The 17,073-nt window shown below is 38.1% G+C and carries 20 protein-coding genes; 8 read left to right on the top strand and 12 right to left on the bottom strand.

The features are described 5' to 3' along the window. Positions 1–246: 246 nt before the first annotated feature. Genes JUJ52_RS17175 through JUJ52_RS17165 form a run of 3 tightly spaced genes read left to right on the top strand, consistent with a single transcriptional unit; the run spans position 247 to position 1,687 of the window. On the top strand, positions 247–666 hold the full coding sequence (locus tag JUJ52_RS17175; RefSeq protein WP_026679900.1) for a DUF5082 domain-containing protein: 420 nt from the start codon (positions 247–249) through the stop codon (positions 664–666). Beyond that, positions 666–947 (top strand): YwqI/YxiC family protein, encoded by a 282-nt coding sequence (locus JUJ52_RS17170; RefSeq protein WP_026679901.1) that lies wholly within the window; start codon positions 666–668, stop codon positions 945–947. The genes JUJ52_RS17175 and JUJ52_RS17170 overlap by 1 nt, the downstream gene beginning before the upstream one ends. A gap of 53 nt (positions 948–1,000) precedes the next feature. Beyond that, a complete protein-coding gene (locus tag JUJ52_RS17165) occupies positions 1,001–1,687 on the top strand; it encodes an LXG domain-containing protein (protein WP_205389478.1) in 687 nt (228 codons plus the stop codon). A 143-nt stretch (positions 1,688–1,830) separates the two neighbouring features. Here the strand turns inward: JUJ52_RS17165 and JUJ52_RS17160 are convergent, their stop codons facing one another. After that, positions 1,831–2,067: a 4Fe-4S binding protein gene (locus JUJ52_RS17160; protein WP_026679903.1), complete on the bottom strand. Its 237-nt coding sequence runs from the start codon at positions 2,065–2,067 to the stop codon at positions 1,831–1,833. A gap of 524 nt (positions 2,068–2,591) precedes the next feature. Between JUJ52_RS17160 and JUJ52_RS17155 the strand changes: the two genes are divergently transcribed. Next, positions 2,592–2,783: a hypothetical protein gene (locus JUJ52_RS17155; RefSeq protein ID WP_228089052.1), complete on the top strand. Its 192-nt coding sequence runs from the start codon at positions 2,592–2,594 to the stop codon at positions 2,781–2,783. Positions 2,784–2,916: 133 nt separating this feature from the next. Here the strand turns inward: JUJ52_RS17155 and JUJ52_RS17150 are convergent, their stop codons facing one another. Genes JUJ52_RS17150 through paaA form a run of 10 tightly spaced genes read right to left on the bottom strand, consistent with a single transcriptional unit; the run spans position 2,917 to position 11,046 of the window. Then, positions 2,917–4,116 carry a thiolase family protein gene (locus JUJ52_RS17150; RefSeq protein WP_205389480.1) on the bottom strand — a complete coding sequence of 400 codons (1,200 nt, stop codon included), beginning with the start codon at positions 4,114–4,116 and terminating at the stop codon, positions 2,917–2,919. Between the two features lie 11 nt (positions 4,117–4,127). Continuing rightward, the gene (locus JUJ52_RS17145; protein ID WP_121604408.1) at positions 4,128–4,982 is read right to left on the bottom strand and encodes a 3-hydroxyacyl-CoA dehydrogenase; all 855 of its coding nucleotides are present in this window, start codon (positions 4,980–4,982) and stop codon (positions 4,128–4,130) included. Between the two features lie 10 nt (positions 4,983–4,992). After that, positions 4,993–6,516, bottom strand: coding sequence for an aldehyde dehydrogenase family protein (locus JUJ52_RS17140; protein ID WP_226983606.1), 1,524 nt, complete (start codon positions 6,514–6,516; stop codon positions 4,993–4,995). Positions 6,517–6,533: 17 nt separating this feature from the next. Further along, entirely contained in the window at positions 6,534–7,316 is a 783-nt protein-coding gene (locus tag JUJ52_RS17135) for an enoyl-CoA hydratase/isomerase family protein (protein WP_121604409.1), read from the bottom strand. A gap of 2 nt (positions 7,317–7,318) precedes the next feature. Then, on the bottom strand, positions 7,319–8,092 hold the full coding sequence (locus JUJ52_RS17130; RefSeq protein ID WP_026679781.1) for an enoyl-CoA hydratase-related protein: 774 nt from the start codon (positions 8,090–8,092) through the stop codon (positions 7,319–7,321). Beyond that, positions 8,082–8,390, bottom strand: a complete 309-nt coding sequence (locus JUJ52_RS17125; protein WP_026679780.1) for an EthD family reductase — start codon at positions 8,388–8,390, stop codon at positions 8,082–8,084. Before JUJ52_RS17125 ends, JUJ52_RS17130 begins: the two co-directional genes overlap by 11 nt. Before the next feature lie 19 nt (positions 8,391–8,409). Beyond that, positions 8,410–8,907 carry a 1,2-phenylacetyl-CoA epoxidase subunit PaaD gene (gene paaD, locus JUJ52_RS17120; RefSeq protein WP_051388231.1) on the bottom strand — a complete coding sequence of 166 codons (498 nt, stop codon included), beginning with the start codon at positions 8,905–8,907 and terminating at the stop codon, positions 8,410–8,412. Positions 8,908–8,938: 31 nt separating this feature from the next. After that, positions 8,939–9,754, bottom strand: a complete 816-nt coding sequence (gene paaC / locus JUJ52_RS17115) for a 1,2-phenylacetyl-CoA epoxidase subunit PaaC (RefSeq protein ID WP_308036054.1) — start codon at positions 9,752–9,754, stop codon at positions 8,939–8,941. After that, on the bottom strand, positions 9,751–10,110 hold the full coding sequence (paaB, locus tag JUJ52_RS17110; protein WP_026679777.1) for a 1,2-phenylacetyl-CoA epoxidase subunit PaaB: 360 nt from the start codon (positions 10,108–10,110) through the stop codon (positions 9,751–9,753). Before paaB ends, paaC begins: the two co-directional genes overlap by 4 nt. A 24-nt stretch (positions 10,111–10,134) precedes the next feature. Further along, the gene (gene paaA, locus JUJ52_RS17105) at positions 10,135–11,046 is read right to left on the bottom strand and encodes a 1,2-phenylacetyl-CoA epoxidase subunit PaaA (RefSeq protein WP_371414010.1); all 912 of its coding nucleotides are present in this window, start codon (positions 11,044–11,046) and stop codon (positions 10,135–10,137) included. A gap of 307 nt (positions 11,047–11,353) precedes the next feature. Between paaA and JUJ52_RS17100 the strand changes: the two genes are divergently transcribed. Both JUJ52_RS17100 and paaX read left to right on the top strand, forming a co-directional pair. Further along, positions 11,354–12,685 (top strand): phenylacetate--CoA ligase family protein, encoded by a 1,332-nt coding sequence (locus JUJ52_RS17100; RefSeq protein ID WP_205389481.1) that lies wholly within the window; start codon positions 11,354–11,356, stop codon positions 12,683–12,685. 425 nt (positions 12,686–13,110) lie between these two features. Beyond that, the gene (gene paaX / locus JUJ52_RS17095) at positions 13,111–13,950 is read left to right on the top strand and encodes a phenylacetic acid degradation operon negative regulatory protein PaaX (protein ID WP_166530436.1); all 840 of its coding nucleotides are present in this window, start codon (positions 13,111–13,113) and stop codon (positions 13,948–13,950) included. Between the two features lie 154 nt (positions 13,951–14,104). Here paaX and JUJ52_RS17090 read toward each other — a convergent pair whose 3' ends face one another. Further along, positions 14,105–14,635 (bottom strand): gamma carbonic anhydrase family protein, encoded by a 531-nt coding sequence (locus JUJ52_RS17090; protein ID WP_026679773.1) that lies wholly within the window; start codon positions 14,633–14,635, stop codon positions 14,105–14,107. A 66-nt stretch (positions 14,636–14,701) separates the two neighbouring features. Between JUJ52_RS17090 and JUJ52_RS17085 the strand changes: the two genes are divergently transcribed. Together JUJ52_RS17085 and JUJ52_RS17080 are read left to right on the top strand one after the other, a co-directional pair. Next, positions 14,702–15,655 (top strand): NAD(P)H-dependent flavin oxidoreductase, encoded by a 954-nt coding sequence (locus tag JUJ52_RS17085; protein ID WP_205389482.1) that lies wholly within the window; start codon positions 14,702–14,704, stop codon positions 15,653–15,655. 394 nt (positions 15,656–16,049) lie between these two features. Further along, positions 16,050–17,051 carry an NAD(P)/FAD-dependent oxidoreductase gene (locus JUJ52_RS17080; RefSeq protein ID WP_205389483.1) on the top strand — a complete coding sequence of 334 codons (1,002 nt, stop codon included), beginning with the start codon at positions 16,050–16,052 and terminating at the stop codon, positions 17,049–17,051. The last annotated feature ends 22 nt before the right edge of the window (positions 17,052–17,073 follow it).

The following is a 17,073-nucleotide window of genomic DNA, read 5'->3' as shown; positions in this document are numbered from 1 at the left end:
GGTAATTATAAATGATATCCTAATTAAAATCAATGTGCTATATTACAACGAATTTAAATATTTAATACATTTAGTGTTTTTTGATTCGTATTACCTAAGACAATCACTCCTGTAAAAACAGGCTCTTCTAAATATAGGCTTTTATGCCTCTTAAAATGGGGAATTTTATGCTATATAATAGTAATGTTAATGCTAATATATTTTATGATGTATGACTGAAGCTTCAAGCGGCACCGAGGTGAGAAAATGGAATCCTTAAACTGGATTAATGGACAAATCAGTCGGACACAGAATTCCCTTTACATGTTAAATGCTCAATTAGATGAAAAACGCAGGGAATTGGAGCGACTGGCATTAGTCCATTCTAATTTATATGATTATCAGAAAGAGCTTAAACAGCATAGAGATCTATGTATAAACCCAGAATTATCAGAAACTACGTGGTATGGACAACTTGCAAATCAGTTCCAACAGTATCGGGATCAAGAAATTCTATCAAATTATCAATCCCTGTATGACTATCAGTTAGTTCAAACGCTTGATCAATTAAATGACAAAATAAGGGAAACGAAGCAAGCCATTATTGATATTCGTATGGATGTATCTACACATAATACGGAGCTTGATCACTTATATGATAAGCAACGAAGGGAGTTAATGAGTTAGTGAGTGAAGAAATAAAGCTAAATTATGCACCGATAGAAAAGGCGTTAGCAAACTTACGAACAAACATTCAATCATTGGAAAATAGAATACCAAGTGATGCCCAAAGTGACATATCATTAGACATGGTAAATAAAGTAAACGAAATTAATCTTTTATTAGAAGATGTATTGAGCTCTTACCAAGCATTACTTCTTACTCATGAACAAGAAACATTGGAAGCAGTAAATCAATTATTAGAGACGGAAGAACGAATAGCTTCCAACATACAGATTGTTAAATAATAGGAAAACGACCACGATAACTCTTCAACAGCGTTCCCCATCAGGAGGTTTCCATGAAAACATTAGACATTCAGGAGTTAAATCACTATATTGATAGGTTACGAACAAAGCTTACAACTGTACAAGAACAAATGAATGATATACGACAAGCCGTTCACCAATTGACATCGTTGGACCATGCATTGCAAGGAAATACGGGAACTGCAATTCGCTCTTTTTTTGCAGATGTCCATGAACCATTTCTACAATATCTCGATAATTTTCTTACAGAATACGATCAGGCGCTTATCCAATTAAAAGAGGCTGTACACTCATATGAACCAGCAGCAGATGGCTTAGTTCAGCAATCTTTTTTAGAAAATGATCTGGAACATGGCTTACAGCGAGTGGAAGATGTGACGAAGGGAATAACAGATGAAGTAAATCATGAAATTTATAAGATCCAAGATATTATTTCTCTACCATTGCTCGATGACCATGATCTACTTAGAGGTATTCAGCAAGCTAAGAATAACAAGAATGAAGTAATCGAGCAGTTGTATGCCTTAGATCGTTCGCAGATGAATACGTTAGAGCCTCTGTTACAAGAACTAACAGTAATGAAAAACTATATGGCCAATATTAAGGACGTTTTTTATCGTGAAAGTAATTCTATTTCAACATATGAAGGTTCAGCTTTAAAGAATAGTAGTCCGTATGATGAAGTCATTAAAGAAGTTCATCCACCCAACGATCAATAGCTGAACTTCTATCAAGTCACAGCATATATGCGTAGCTAATCACTAATTTTTAAATAGGATATAAAAGAAAGACTTTGATAACAGTCAATCAAAGTCTTGTTATTTTTTTGAATCGTATAGATTGGTTTTTGTAGAGTTAGGTTTTAATCTTCGAAAAAAGCTCGATTAATTTGTATATATTTTTCCTCTTCTTCTGGAATATCTTCTTCCATATAAATCGCTTGTACAGGACAAGCTGCTTCACATGCTCCGCATTCAATACATATATCGGGATCAATATGAAACATATCTTTACCCTCTTCAATGCAATCTACAGGACATACTTCTATACATTCAGCTGCTTTTTCGTTTTCACATGGTGAAGTAATAACAAATGCCATAAAAAAGTCTCCTTTACTTTATCGAATTACCATACTTTATAAGGCATAAGCTTTGTAGTGTTATTGTTTAGTACGTTGAAAAGGATGAAGGGAAAACGGTATTATGGTGCAACAGTTTATCCCACATATGACTGGCAGTAATACCCCCTTCAAGCAATAAAGTGAAACGAATATGATACTTGGGGGATCGACTGTCAGTAAACACCCAATTGGTTCAAAGGCTTTTAGGTCATATCCTTGTAAGTTAAGAAAGTATAAAATCAGTGCAATGACTGCGTTAAGCGAAGTAGTTATTTTGAAATGTTTGATGTATATTGGCAATGCTCCGACTAATTACTTCGCTTTCCGTGGGCACGGCCTCAACTAACTTTGCAAAGAAGAACACGTTGCAAAGTGGATTTTCGGCTCGCGCTAATCCCGCAGGAGTCTACGTAATTAGTCTCCGCTATGAGAATGTGCAACAATTCTTGTCATAAGTAATAGGTTGACTTTTTTTACAATGGGTAAAGTGAAAATCGTTATCCGTGAGTATAATAGCAGCTGTGTTACTTCATGCTAGCGTTGTAGAGCCTGATAATAGCGAAGGGCGGCCACTTCAACTCCTGTGGGAAATGTTTGACCTGAAGATCCACTTTTTTGAGCGGGTTTTGCTAAAAAAGTTAGCTGAAGGACAAACCCCACGGAAAGGGAAGTGGGCAGCCGGAGTGATTCCATAATAGCTACTAGAGGAAGCGTAAATCTGAGCATTTAGTGATAAGGACTGAGCGAATTTTGCTCCGTTTTTCTTAATGGTACTAACAATCCGTGGGGATAAACAAAGTCCACAACTGATTAAAGTTTCACTGCATCCTAATCTCTTTTAACAATGATAGATATTCCTTGACCGACACCAATACACATTGTAGCCAAACCGGTTTTACATTGTCTTCTTTTCATTTCATGTACTAAAGTGGTTAAGATTCTCGCTCCACTGGCTCCCAATGGGTGGCCGTAAGCGATGGCCCCCCCATTAACATTTACTTTTTCCTGATCTAATTCTAATGAACGTATACAAGCAAGTGATTGCGCAGCAAATGCTTCATTTAACTCAATTAAATCAAGGTCATCGACAGTCATATTTGCTCTTTTCAATGCTTTCTTAGTAGCTGTAATTGGACCAATTCCCATGATTCTCGGTTCTACACCAGCAACAGCTGAAGTAACATAGGTAGCCATTGGTTCTAATCCTAGCCTATTCGCTGTTTCTCTGTTCATTAACAGGATGGCAGAGGCGCCATCGTTAATTCCAGAAGCATTTCCTGCAGTTACGCTACCATCTGAAAACAAGGGAGGGAGCTTCTTTAGTTTTTCTCTAGAAGTATGCGATCTAGGGTGTTCGTCTATTTCTAAGTTATATACCCCTAATTTTCGATCATGAATAGGTACTGGAGTTATTTCTGCTTGAAGGATCCCATTGTCCATTGCTGATTTAGCTTTCATTTGACTTTGAAGAGCAAATTCGTCCTGTTCTGATCGAGAGATTTCATATAGCTTAGCAACGTTTTCTGCTGTTTCTGGCATAGAATCGGTACCATATTTTTCTTCTAAGGAAGGATTCGTAAATCGCCAACCAATTGTTGTATCTTGGAGAATTTGATCACCACGTTTGAAGTCCTTATCTGATTTTCCCAATACATAGGGAGCTCGTGTCATACTCTCTGTTCCACCTGCAATCATAATATCACCGTGTCCTAATGCAATGGCTCTTGCAGCATAAGTAACAGCATCTAATCCTGACCCACAAAGCCGATTGATCGTAGTTCCGCCAATTTCTGTTGGATAATCGGCCAAGAGGGTAGACATCCGAGCAACATTGCGATTATCTTCACCCGCACCATTTGCATTCCCCATAATGACTTCTTCTACTTTATTAAGTGGTAATGCAGGATTTCGTTCCTTAATGGCTCGTAGGACATGTGCACCTAAGTCATCTGGACGCACCGTTTTTAAAGCGCCATTGTAACGACCGATGGGGGTTCTAACGGCATCAACGATAACAACTTCGTGCATTGTATTTCCTCCTACTCATTGTACTTATATATGCCATGCATTGTTTTTTTTCCTAATCGACCTGCTTTTACAAGCTGTTCTAATAATGGTGCTGGCCGGTACTTTTCTCCTAATGTTTCATGTAAATATTTTAAATTATTGAGACGTGCATCTAGTCCTACCAAGTCGGATAGCTCTAAAGGACCCATTGGATAATTTAGCCCTAGACGAATGGCCTTATCTATATCTTCAGCAGTTGCTACACCTTCTTGAAGCATATGAAATGCTTCATTTCCTACTAATGCACTTATTCTGCTAGTAACAAAACCTGGAAACTCATTAACTTGTACACTTTCCTTTCCCAATTTTTTTGCTACCTCTTGAATAACTTTTACTGTTTGATCGTTTGTCTGAATGCCACGAACTATTTCAACAAGCGGCATTTGTATGGCTGGATTAAAAAAATGCATGACTGCAACCTGTTCTGGTCGATTAGTAAAAGATGCTAGTTCGGTCGGACTAATAGTAGAAGTATTAGATGCAAATATAGTATGCTTCGGAGCAAACGCATCAGCATCTTGCATTAGCATTTTCTTAATATGCTGCTTCTCTGGAACTGCTTCAATAAATAAATCTGTTGTCACAAGGGCTTCTTTTAATTTACTAGTTGTTTCTAAATTAGCTAATACGTTTTTTGCCTGTTTTTCAGTGATTTTTCCCTTTTGAATGCCTTTTTGAGCCGTGGTATTTACATATTTTATGGCGGACTCTAATTGATCTTTAGAAACATCTACTAAAATAGTATGAAAGCCAGCAAGGGCAGAGACATATGCAATGCCTCGGCCCATAACTCCTGCACCAGCGACTGTAATATTCTGGTTAGTCATCTGTATCCTCCTACACACCAAATGGATTTAATGGTTTGGGTCCATAATAAGAGAGTATACTTTTGTCTTCCAAGTAGAGATCTAGTGTTTCGACACAAAGTTCTCTACCAAATCCGGAATGCTTATATCCTCCAAATGGTGTTCCAGGGAATGCTGAAAATGGATTATTTATCATTACAATACCTGCTTCAATTTGGTGGGAGACTCGTGTTGCTCTACCTTGATTAGTAGTCCAAATAGCAGATCCAAGCCCATACTCAGTATCATTTGCTCGTTTAACAACATCTTTTTCATCTGTGAACGTTTCTATGACAACTACCGGTCCGAATATTTCCTCTCGAACTACTTTCATGTCAGGAGTGACATCTGTAATGATGGTCGGCGCATACCAATATCCGTTTTCAAACCCTTCTATTTTCAATGCCTTGCCACCAGTAGCGATTGTCGCACCGTCCTGTATTGCGGATTGCACATACCCATCAATGACTTCCAATTGTTCTTGACTAATGATGGAGCCGAGATGTGTACCTTTATCAAAGGGATCACCAGATTGTAATCTTTCCGTTTTGGCAATAAATTGCTCCATAAATTCATCATAGATAGATTCATGAACGAAGAGTCGAGAGCGTGCTTCGCAGGATTGTCCAGTGTTAAAGAAGATACCAAATAATGAACCTGGTACTGCTGCATTTAAATCTGCGTCTTCGAATACAATATTTGGTGACTTTCCACCAAGCTCAAGCGTTAAACGCTTTAAGGTGCTTGCAGACTTTTTCATAATTTCTTTACCAGTATCGGTCGATCCGGTGAACGCTACCTTGTTGATGTCATTGTGTTCTACAAGATAGTCGCCGATAACTTTACCTGAACCAGGAAGTGTATTAACAACTCCTTCAGGTACTCCAGCTTCGTGGCAAATTTCGTTTAATATAATTGCTGTAATAGGTGTTAAACTAGCAGGCTTTATAATGACAGAACATCCTGCAGCAATTGCGGGCGCTATCTTCCAGGCTGCCATCATCATTGGATAGTTCCACGGTATAATCTGAGCGCAAACACCGATTGGTTCTTTGTGTGTATAATTTAGAAATCCATTAGGCATGTTATTAACGGTTCCGCGATGACCGACAATTGCTCCGGCATAAAATTCAAAGTCTTCGATAGATTGATTTATTTGAACTTGTGCAGCTCCTATCGATTTACCGCTGTTAAGTACTTCCATTTCAACAAGCTCATTGAAGCGCTCCCGCATAATAGTAGCAATTTTATTAAGGACACGAGCACGCTTACCTACAGGGTATTTTCTCCATTTACCGTGATTAAATGATTGCCTTGCTGCTTGTACAGCTCTTTCTGCATCTTCTGTCGTTGCCCTTGCAACTGTGGCTAAAATTTCACCCTTAGCCGGGTTGTATGTTGTGAATGTCTCTTTAGAGCTACTATCAACACGCTCCCCATTTATAATCATTCGGTAGTAATCTCGTTTCATCGGTTTAACCTCTTTTGCTAAATCTGCTACGACAGTACTTGCCATTGTTATCACTCCTTTTATTATTTGCCAACAAATGTTGGCTTGCGTTTCTCTTTGAATGCCTGCAATCCTTCATGATGATCCTTTGACATTCCAGCAATTCGCTGTGCTTGCGCTTCTTTTTCGAGCATGTTATCAAAAGGAAGATTCATGCCATCTAGCATATAGCGTTTAATTAATGAAACGGATTTGGTCGGTAAAGCCGCAAGTTTTTGCGAAAACGCACTAACTTTTTCATCCCATTCAGATGAATCGATTAATTCGGTTGCTAATCCAAGCTGATATGCCTCCTTGCCGGTTATCGGTTTACCAAGTATAGATATTTCTAATGCCTTGGCATATCCAATAAGGCGTGGTAGGATATATAAGAATCCAGAATCTGGTATTAAGCCAATATTGATAAATGCACTTACAAATTTAACATCTGGCTTCACTAATCGGAAATCAGCTGCCAATGCTAAACTCATGCCAGCGCCTGCAGCCGTTCCATTGACAGCTGCAACGATGGGTTTAGAAGTTTTTCTCATAGCTTCCATCATCGGATGATAGCGTTTGCGTAATAGAGTAGCATGATTTGTGTTAGTATCTATGCCAGCTAAGTCTTCTCCTGAACAAAAGGCTTTTCCTGCACCTGTAATGACGATACACCTAACTAAATCGTCCTTTACTGCTAATCGTAGAGCTTTCATAATCTCTAGATTCATGGTTTCTGTAAAAGCATTATAGGCAGAAGGTCGATTCAGTAGAATAGTAGCTATGCCGTTTGATTGGCTATAGTTAATGGCTTGAAAATTTTCATTCATATTCATTCTCCTTTGAAAGAAGGATTTCGTTTTTCCATAAATGCCTTCATGCCCTCTGTTTGATCCTGTGAAGAGAAAGTAAGATAAAAGTTCTTTCTTTCTAACTTCAACCCTTCCATTAAAGATGTATCCATAGCTTCATATACTGCCTCTTTTATTAACCGAATGGCCAAAGGTGCTTGATTAGAAAGTTGCTCTGCCAGTCGCATTGCTTCCTCTTCAACAATTTCGTTAGCTACTACTTGATTAATGACACCGTGATCGAGTACTTCTTGTGCACGGATCATTTTTCCAAGCCATATCCATTCCAATGCTTTTGCTTTGCCCACTGCTTTTGTTAAAAGTTGGGTTCCACCTGCTCCTGGCATGACGCCCAATGACACTTCTGGAAAACCAAATGTAGCGTTTTCTCCAGCAACTACTAAATCACAATGTAGTGCTAATTCAAACCCTCCACCTAAGGCAAGACCTTCAACAGCTGCAATGATTGGTTTCTTAATTAATCTGATACGATCCCAGTCAGCAAATGGGTTAGACATTTCAAGTGATAGTGGAGAATCATCCAGCATTTCACCAATATCTGCACCTGCTGCAAACGCTTTTTCATTTCCTTTCAAAAGAATAACTCGAACCGAAGAATTATGGTCAAAGTGCTCCAACTGTTCAACAATTTCCTTAACCATTAACCTGTTTAAAGCATTCGCTACATTGGGGCGAAATAGCTGGATGACACCGACCTTATCTATGGTATACGTGTTTATATACTCACTCGTCATCAATTTCCTCACCAATCATTAGTGATACGATGTCACCTGCAAAATTCATAACATCTTTTCCTGATGCCTTTCCCTCTGCTGTTTTCATTGCTTGTTTCAATGCATCATGGTTGTCATAATACATCTCGCATAGTAAATAATAATCAGATTTCCCCATTGGTGAACCTACAATTCTAGTAACCTTCATTTCTCTTAATCCAGGAATCTTTTTTGTTATTGGTGTATGTGTATTGAAATAATGCTCATCAAATGCTTCCTTGTCCTCCGGTTGTTTGTATAACGCAATAAGTTTCACCATATATATACCCCTTTCTAAATTAAGTGATGGTATGATGATCTAATACAGGTTTCATTGCTTCAAATGGATTTTTACAAGCTGCGCAATATAAAATACTACGACACGCAGTAGGTCCAAATACATTCTCCATTGATGTGAATGCAGAACCACAGTATGGACAGTCCACTGTCCACTCATCCCCTGGAATATAATTTTCAGGTGGAGGAGCTATCCCGTGCTTTTTTAACTGTTGCTTGCCATGATTCGTAATGGAGGTGGTCGACCATGTTAATTGAAAGGAGAAAGTAACCTGACAATCCATAACCCAATGAAGCTTTTGGACTGCAGTCTGCACATTTTTTTGGATGAAATCTAAAGCAGGACAGCCTGCAAATGTAGGGACCATCGTAATTGATACTGTACCTCCATCGATAGAAACTTTATGAACCATTCCTAGGTCAACCACGCTAACTGCGGTTAATTCAGGATCATCAACCTTCTTAAGCGTTTCATAGATTTCCTTTTGTTTTAGCTCCATACTCAAGTTGGTCACCTCCTTAAGCAAATGCTTACCATACAGCCTTTTGGTCACTATTATATACTTCACTTAGCGTGCTTAATGCTTGATCTAAATCTGCTGTATGTTCTCCATATCTTCCCCTCGCAGGATGATTATCAACAAAAAGCGAAGATGGTAAGGATAAAGACTGTTCCAGCTCTTTTAGCCACTGCTTTCGAAGGTAATCCTCACCTGCAATTAAATGATGCTTCTCAAGTTCAAATGCTTTTGGACCTAAGCCTATAATATCCGCACAAGCTGGCCAGGCAGCTTCCAATTGAAACTGAACCTTATTTTGTGCTTCCTCTGTCGATCCAAGCAACTGCTTTAACCACATGCGCCAATGTGCTAAATGATATGGCTGCTCCATTAAAACTTTATTAGCAATATCTGCTAGTGGTTGATAGGAACTATTTATAATGGTCTCCAATTTAACTTTCTTCATTGTTTCAAAAAGAAATTGTCTTACTACTGTTAGCGCCCAGTCGTAATAAGGTTCTTGCAAGTATGAACCTTCACCGTTTTTTCTCTCAAAATAGCTGGCATTTCTTCTTTCCACCGCTTGCCGTTCATGTGCTAACTTATCTGCGTTACCTATATCTAAGTCTTCTAGCAAGTGGTAATATAGAGAAGCGTGCCCCATTGTATTTTGGGTAATGGACGAAAGAGCTACATCTTCTTCTATGTGAGGAGCTAAGCCTAGCCATTCAGATCCTCGGAAGGAAATGATAAAGTCGTCGTCGGCAAGCTGAAATAGTAATTCAACAAGTGCCTCAAAGTAGGAAGGATTTTGTTTCGCTTCTTTTGCTGTATCTATCCGTTTCACAATTTTTTCACCTCTTTCCACGACATAATTTCTTTCTCATCTAGCATTCCTTGCTCTTTTTCACGCCATTTTTTCCGTAGGTATCCATAGCCTTTTGTTGTACGATATTCCTTGTTATCTAATCGTTTCGTCCATAGTTGCCGCTCCTCACTGGTCATAGAACGAATTTGGCTGCGTGGTACAACCCATACATCAATAACATTTTCTCTGCGCATAAAATTTTCCTGTGCCATATTTAATGCCATTTCATCGTTAGGTGCTAGTAAACTAAATTGATGCTGAATAGGTGATTTTGCATTTTTTTTGCTAAAAACTTCATACTCCTGGTAAAAATTCGATCCATCGTGACTAGTCATATCTGCATGATCCTCCTTTCTTAATTAGGAGACGACAGCTTGAGGAGCTAAAGCTTGTCGAACCCATCGATTATTTTCGTAGGCTATGTCTCTTAATCGTAATCGTTGCTTTGAACAAGGCCCATTATTACTAATGATTTTTTTGAATTCATTCCAATCTGGTTGCTTGTATTCCCAACGTTTATTGGCTTCATCATAATGAATAGTTTCATCTGGTACCGTTAATCCCAAAGAGAAAATTCGAGGTAAGTACTTATCCAAGAAAGCTTGCCTTAGTTCCTCATTAGAACTTTTCCTAATTCGATATTTCGTAGTTATTTCCTGCTTAGAAGAACCAGTTGTTGTTGCTGAAGCTGGCCCAAAAAACATGAGTAATGATGACCACCAACGATCAAGAGCTTCCTGTAACATATCTCTTTGCTTGTTAGATCCTTCTGCAAGAGCCATAATAATAGATTCTCCATGCTGTGCATGGAATACTTCTTCCTGACAAATTCGTTGAAGTGCTCGTTGGTAAGGTCCATATGAGGCGTCTAACATATTTGTTTGTGAAATGATAGCTGCTCCATCTACTAACCAACCGACTATGCCTGCATCTGCCCATGTTTTTGTGGGCATATGGAAAACATTATGAAACTTAAGCTTGCCGTTTAATAAGTCTTGCATGATATTCTCCCTGTTTTTACCATAGGGTTTAATTAAATCCTCAGCTACACGAAGTAATAATTGGCCATGACCCATTTCATCTTGAACCTTAGCCATAATGCCTAGTTTTCTTTTCAAGCTGGGTGCTTTGGGTACCCATTCTTTTTCAGGTAGAGCTCCCATGATTTCGCTAATTCCGTGCATGGATATGAGTTTGATTAATGCATTTCTGTATTCATCTGGCATCCAGTCATCTGCCTCAATTTTTTCTCCTGCCTCTATTCGTTTCATGAAAACAGTATGCTTTTCTGTATCCTTTTCATGATCAGCAGCAGATGCGCCTCCATAAATATACATTTTCTCAACTCCTTATTACGATTAATTAACGCAATTATAATAAAACGTTATATAAATATCAATAGCGAAATATTTTTAAATTTTTGTTAATATAATAAACACCTATGTAATTAAGCTTATGAATGAATTGTTGCTTTTACTACAGCATCACAAATATTGACAGCGCTTTCAATAAAAGATACTTTATATGTAACAATTTTGGTGAATTCGTTTAAAAAATATCATGTGAAAGGGGAATATTATGTCTACTTTTTCAAAAGAAGAACAGTGGAGTCATCTGCAAATGAAGGATTTACAATGGTCTCGACTAAAGAAATCCATTAAACATGCTTATGAAAATGTACCTTTTTACAGAGAAGCTCTGCAACGCATTCCTATTACTCCCGATGACTTTTGTTCATGGCAGCAGTTCCAAGAACTTCCTTTTACGAAAAAACACCATTTACGCGAGAATTATCCGTTCCAGTTGTTAGCGACTCCAGTTAATGAGGTCGTTAGAATCCATGCATCATCTGGTACTAGTGGTAAACCAACTGTCGTTGCATATACAAAAAATGATATTAGCCACTGGGGACATATGGTGGCTCGTGCTATTTATATGGCTGGTGGCCGGAAGGGTGATATTCTACATAATGCTTTTGGCTACGGTCTTTTTACAGGTGGATTAGGTATTCACCATGGATCTGAATATCTAGGATGTGCAACTGTTCCAATTTCCGGAGGGAATACAAATAAGCAAATAGCTATGATCCAAGATTTTAAGCCACGTATTATTTGCTCGACGCCTTCTTATCTATTAAACATTGGTGAGACAATGATAAATCAAGGAATTAATCCAGCAAACACGTCGTTGAAATTGGCAATCCTTGGTGCAGAGCCTTGGTCAGAGAAAATGAGGGATATAATAGAGCAAATGTTTGATCTGGATGCGTTAGACATCTATGGTTTAAGTGAAGTTATGGGACCCGGCATCGCAATGGAGTGTGAATGTAAAGAAGGATTGCATGTTGCCGAGGATCATTTCATTATAGAGGCTATTAATCCTGAAACGCTAGAGCCTGTACCTGATGGGGAGGATGGAGAATTAGTCTTCACGAGTTTGACGAAGGAAGCCATACCAATTATTCGATATCGGACGGGTGATGTTGCATCATTAAGTAGAGAAAGATGTGCATGTGGTAGGACAACAATTAAAATGAGCCGTGTGAAGGGCAGAATTGATGATATGTTAATTATTAGAGGGGTTAATGTATTTCCGTCTGAAATTGAACGTTACATTTGTAGTGCAGAAGAATTGGAGCCACATTATGAAATTCACTTGCTGAAGAAAGGTGCAATGGACCATGTGGAATTGCACGTGGAAGTATGCGAGTTGTTTTATAATTCTTTATCTGAACAATCATTTAATGACCAAAAGTCATTGGAGCTCATTCAAAAAGTTAAAAAGACATTGAAAATGGAACTGCTTGTATCTGTTGATGTTCGTTTGACAAAGCCTAAAACACTTTTACGTTCAGAAGGAAAGGCGAGACGAATTATTGATAAACGTCCGTCGATGTCTGCCACATTATAGTGTATAGAGTGTGCTACAAAATATGAATCGATATAGGAGTATCATCGCACAATCTGAAATATACTCACTTTGCACGGGCACGTACGTAGCTAACTTGGTAAAGAAAAGTGCGTTATCAAGTGAATCTTCGGACTCGTGCTGTTCCCCCTGGATAAGGAAGGCTTCGGCAGCGATACATGGCACGCAGAAAAAGCGTTCTTCTTTTTCAAGGAGGTTCGCATATGTAATGTACTATATTAATTATTCTAATCAAAAAACGGATGATAATTAATTTAAAACAATTATCATTCGTTTTTTATTGGTTCTTATTTACTTTTATCTCAGATTCTTTCTTTTCAAGTTAAGCTATTTCGGCTAGAATAGGAATGGATAACTTGTTCAATGATTTTGAATATATACAATGATTAAGGGAATGGAATTACAAAATGGCAAAATTATTTAATACACGCTCCATGATTTTCACGCTTTATGGTGACTATGTTAGTCAATATGGCAATGTTATTTGGATTGGAAGCTTAATTCGGTTATTGGAAGAATTCGGTCATAATGAACAATCGGTGCGTGCGGCTATTTCTCGTATGAATAAGCAAGGGTGGGTAAAGTCCCAAAAGAATGGAAATAGGAGCTATTACTTTTTAACAGAGAGAGGAAAGGCTCGTATGGATGAAGCTGCTCAACGGATCTATCAAATAGAAGCACCGTCATGGGATGGGCAATGGAGGCTACTTCTTTATACGATTCCAGAAGAAAAGCGCCATCTTAGAGATGAATTGCGGCAAGAATTAGTATGGAGTGGGTTTGGTCTTTTATCTAATAGCTGTTGGATCACACCTAATCCATTAGAACAGCAGGTAAAAGATTTAATAAAAAAATATGATATTGACGCTTATGTTAACTTTTTTCATGGTACATATGAGGGTACAAAGGAAAATAAAGATTTAGTAGAGCAGTGCTGGGATTTGGAAGCAGTGAATGAACGTTATTCACAATTTATTCAAGCATATAGTCAAAAATATATTATTGATAAGAGCAAAATTGAAAAAGGCGAGATGAATGACGGCAACTGTTTTGTGCAACGAACATTACTTGTACACCAATACAGAAAATTTTTATTTATCGACCCTAGTCTACCTAAAGAATTACTACCAGACAATTGGTTAGGTGATTCAGCTGCTTCGCTTTTCACAGATTATTATCAAATCCTTAAAGAACCAGCTACAAGGTTTTTTGAGTCTGTATTTGATTCTGGAGATATTAACGTATAGCGAGTAGGGCTGTCGCAAAAGATAGTATTGCTCTTACAAAACTGGAATATACTCCACTTCCGTGGAAGAAATGATTCCATATCGTCAGGGAAATCGATTCATCGAGTGTCTGTGCTTCCCGAGAGGTTTCGTATATTCCAGCCTATGAAAATATCTATTCAAAAACTTTTTCAAGGACATCTATTTGTTTAAATTCTTGTCCTTTCTGAACATACGTATCAATCGTTTCCTCGATCATATGAATATCCTTATCTGTTAATGTTCTTACAACTTTTCCAGGAGAGCCAAGAACGAGAGAGCGAGGAGGGACTACTTTTCCCGATGGGACAAGGCTATTTGCTCCAATAATCGTATATTCTCCTACCTCAGCCCCATCTAATACCGTAGCACCCATTCCCACTAGTACACCTCTTCTTAATGTGCATCCATGAACAATTGCATTATGGCCAATTGATACCTCATCTTCAAGTGTTAATGGAAATTGTTCATACAAGTGGCACATGGTGTTTTCTTGAATATTACAGCGTTTTCCAACCTTAATCGGACCTTCATCTCCACGTAACACAACGTTAAACCATATACTAGACTTTGCTCCAATTTCAACATTTCCAATAATTTTTGCACCATCAGCAATAAAAGCGGTTTCATCTATAGATGGTATAGCATCTTTATAACGGTAGATCATCTACATTCCTCCCTATAAAGTATGTTATAATTCAGTATAACACATTCTATACGGAGGTGGATAAAAGTGAATGACTTAACACGCAAGCTAGGAATTTCCCTTCCTTTCATTCAAGGAGGCATGGGTAACATAAGTCATGCAGAATTGGCTGTTGCTGTGTCTGAGGCAGGAGGGTTGGGAACAATTGGAGCAGGTACTCTTTCGCCTAACTATCTGGAAGATATGATTATCAAAATCCGTAAACAAACCTCTAAGCCATTTGCTATAAATGTACCACTATCAGTACAGAAGAATGTAGATGAGTTAATAAAATTGATTATAGGATACCAAATCCCTGTTGTTTCGTTGTCTGCTGGTAACCCAGCACCCTTTATAACTAAATTAAAGAATGAAAATATTATTGTAATCTGTGTGGTAGCGAACGAAAGGCAAGCTATAAAGGCAGAGGAAGAAGGAGCAGATTTTATTGTGGCAGAGGGTGTTGAAGCTGCTGGGATTAATGCACCGGAAGAGCTTACTACATTTACACTAGTCCCTAAAATATGCGATTCTGTAGCTATTCCAGTTATTGCTGCAGGAGGTATAGGTGATGGAAGGGGAGTGTTGGCTGCAATGAGCTTGGGTGCACAAGGAGTGCAGTTAGGAACAAGACTAATTGCGACAAAGGATGCGAAAGTTCATAGTTTATATAAACGCGCGCTCTGTGCCGCTGACTCTGATGGGACGATGATTGTTGGTCGTTCATATGGAAAAATAAGAAGGATCTTAAAGACCCCTTATGGGAAGCATTTGTTAGAGGAAGAAAGGAATAATCCAGATTTAAAAACATACCTAGATCTAACGGATGAAAACCATCATATTTTGGGAGCACTAGAAGGAAAGTTTTTAGAAGGTCATGTGAATGCTGGTCAGGTCGCGTCGATTATTAATGATATCCCGACGGTTAAAGAGCTTTTTCAACGAATGATGCAAGAGGCACAAACCCTTTATAACCATCAGTTACCATTTGGAAAATCATGAGGTAATCTAAGGACGGAATTTATCTCGTATATAACTGGCAGTAAGCCCCCACTTCAAGTAATAAAGAGAAACCCATATGGGTATAGCATGGCAGAAATTCTAAGTGACGTCTTTTCTAAACGAATATGATTACAAGAGAGGAGCGGTGCGATTTAAGTAGCCGTTCTTTTTTATCATATTAGCTTTTAAAATTCCGTTGTCTATCCCCAAGGTCCTGAGCTGTTATAAAGAATATTCTCATATTTATATTGACAGTACATGGTGAATTACGTATGCTTTTATATAACAAATATTTTGGATTCGTATTTAAAACGTAATACGATATTTAGTTGTTGGTTTGTGCTTTACATGATAGTGACTGTGACTGCAATATTAATTGAAAGGGGGAAGGGTAATGTCAGAAGATACGTTGTATGATATTACCATTATTGGAGCAGGGCCAGTAGGTCTTTTCACTGCCTTTTATGCAGGTATGCGAAATGCATCCGTTAAAGTGATTGATAGTTTGCCAGAGGTGGGTGGGCAATTGTCTGCTTTATATCCTGATAAGTATATTTATGATGTCGGTGGATTTCCTAGTGTTAAAGCCCATGAATTGGTTAGGCGGTTATATGAACAAGCATTCACTTTTTCACCAACATTTCGTTTAAGTGAAACAGTAGAGCATATCATTCGTTTAGAAGATGGTAGTTTTAAGGTGATAACATCGAAGGATATCCATTATTCTAAGACTATAATTATTACGGCTGGAGCTGGTGCATTTCAACCTAGAAAATTGAAAGTAGAATATGCAAATCTGTATGAGCAAACGTGTCTGCACTATTCAGTCAAGAACCTAGAACAATTTAACGAAAGAAGGGTTTTAATTTGTGGGGGAGGAGATTCTGCTGTAGATTGGGCATTAGCACTGGAATCTATAGCCGAAGAGATAACATTAATACATCGACGACCTTCTTTTCGTGCTCATGAACATAGTGTATCACTTTTAGAAAAATCAAGTGTCAATGTTAAAACACCTTATGAGGTTAAGCAGCTTATTGGTACGGATAAAGCTATAGAAAAAGTCTTAATTCAAGAAGTGAAGGGTGATGAATCATTCGTATATGATGTAGATGATGTGATTGTAAGCTTCGGTTTTGTCACTTCTTTAGGACCTGTTAAAACATGGGGATTAGAACTTCAAAAAAATGCTATTCTTGTTAATTCTAGAATGGAAACAAACATAGCAGGCATTTTTGCAGCAGGCGATGTTTGTACGTACGAGGGAAAAGCCAAATTAATTGCAACAGGCTTTGGTGAAGCACCAATAGCTGTGAATCATGCTAAGAAAATAGCGGATCCCAAAGCCAAATTACATGCAGGACATAGTACCAGTATCTTTGCTACTGCAAAATAACCTATAAATTAGCTTTCGTTAT

Source organism: Virgibacillus sp. AGTR, assembly GCF_016919725.2.
In the GTDB taxonomy this organism is placed as follows: domain Bacteria; phylum Bacillota; class Bacilli; order Bacillales; family Amphibacillaceae; genus Virgibacillus; species Virgibacillus salarius.
This window is presented reverse-complemented; position numbering and strand designations above follow the sequence as displayed.

Excerpts from the sequence above, each read along its gene's own strand:
- JUJ52_RS17175 (WP_026679900.1), top strand. The coding sequence starts at position 247 with ATGGAATCCTTAAACTGGATTAATGGACAAATCAGTCGGACACAGAAT.
- JUJ52_RS17165 (WP_205389478.1), top strand. The coding sequence starts at position 1,001 with ATGAAAACATTAGACATTCAGGAGTTAAATCACTATATTGATAGGTTA.
- JUJ52_RS17160 (WP_026679903.1), bottom strand. The coding sequence starts at position 2,067 with ATGGCATTTGTTATTACTTCACCATGTGAAAACGAAAAAGCAGCTGAA.
- JUJ52_RS17150 (WP_205389480.1), bottom strand. The coding sequence starts at position 4,116 with ATGCACGAAGTTGTTATCGTTGATGCCGTTAGAACCCCCATCGGTCGT.
- JUJ52_RS17145 (WP_121604408.1), bottom strand. The coding sequence starts at position 4,982 with ATGACTAACCAGAATATTACAGTCGCTGGTGCAGGAGTTATGGGCCGA.
- JUJ52_RS17140 (WP_226983606.1), bottom strand. The coding sequence starts at position 6,516 with ATGGCAAGTACTGTCGTAGCAGATTTAGCAAAAGAGGTTAAACCGATG.
- JUJ52_RS17135 (WP_121604409.1), bottom strand. The coding sequence starts at position 7,316 with ATGAATGAAAATTTTCAAGCCATTAACTATAGCCAATCAAACGGCATA.
- JUJ52_RS17130 (WP_026679781.1), bottom strand. The coding sequence starts at position 8,092 with ATGACGAGTGAGTATATAAACACGTATACCATAGATAAGGTCGGTGTC.
- JUJ52_RS17125 (WP_026679780.1), bottom strand. The coding sequence starts at position 8,390 with ATGGTGAAACTTATTGCGTTATACAAACAACCGGAGGACAAGGAAGCA.
- paaD (WP_051388231.1), bottom strand. The coding sequence starts at position 8,907 with ATGGAGCTAAAACAAAAGGAAATCTATGAAACGCTTAAGAAGGTTGAT.
- paaB (WP_026679777.1), bottom strand. The coding sequence starts at position 10,110 with ATGACTAGTCACGATGGATCGAATTTTTACCAGGAGTATGAAGTTTTT.
- paaA (WP_371414010.1), bottom strand. The coding sequence starts at position 11,046 with ATGAAACGAATAGAGGCAGGAGAAAAAATTGAGGCAGATGACTGGATG.
- JUJ52_RS17100 (WP_205389481.1), top strand. The coding sequence starts at position 11,354 with ATGTCTACTTTTTCAAAAGAAGAACAGTGGAGTCATCTGCAAATGAAG.
- paaX (WP_166530436.1), top strand. The coding sequence starts at position 13,111 with ATGGCAAAATTATTTAATACACGCTCCATGATTTTCACGCTTTATGGT.
- JUJ52_RS17090 (WP_026679773.1), bottom strand. The coding sequence starts at position 14,635 with ATGATCTACCGTTATAAAGATGCTATACCATCTATAGATGAAACCGCT.
- JUJ52_RS17080 (WP_205389483.1), top strand. The coding sequence starts at position 16,050 with ATGTCAGAAGATACGTTGTATGATATTACCATTATTGGAGCAGGGCCA.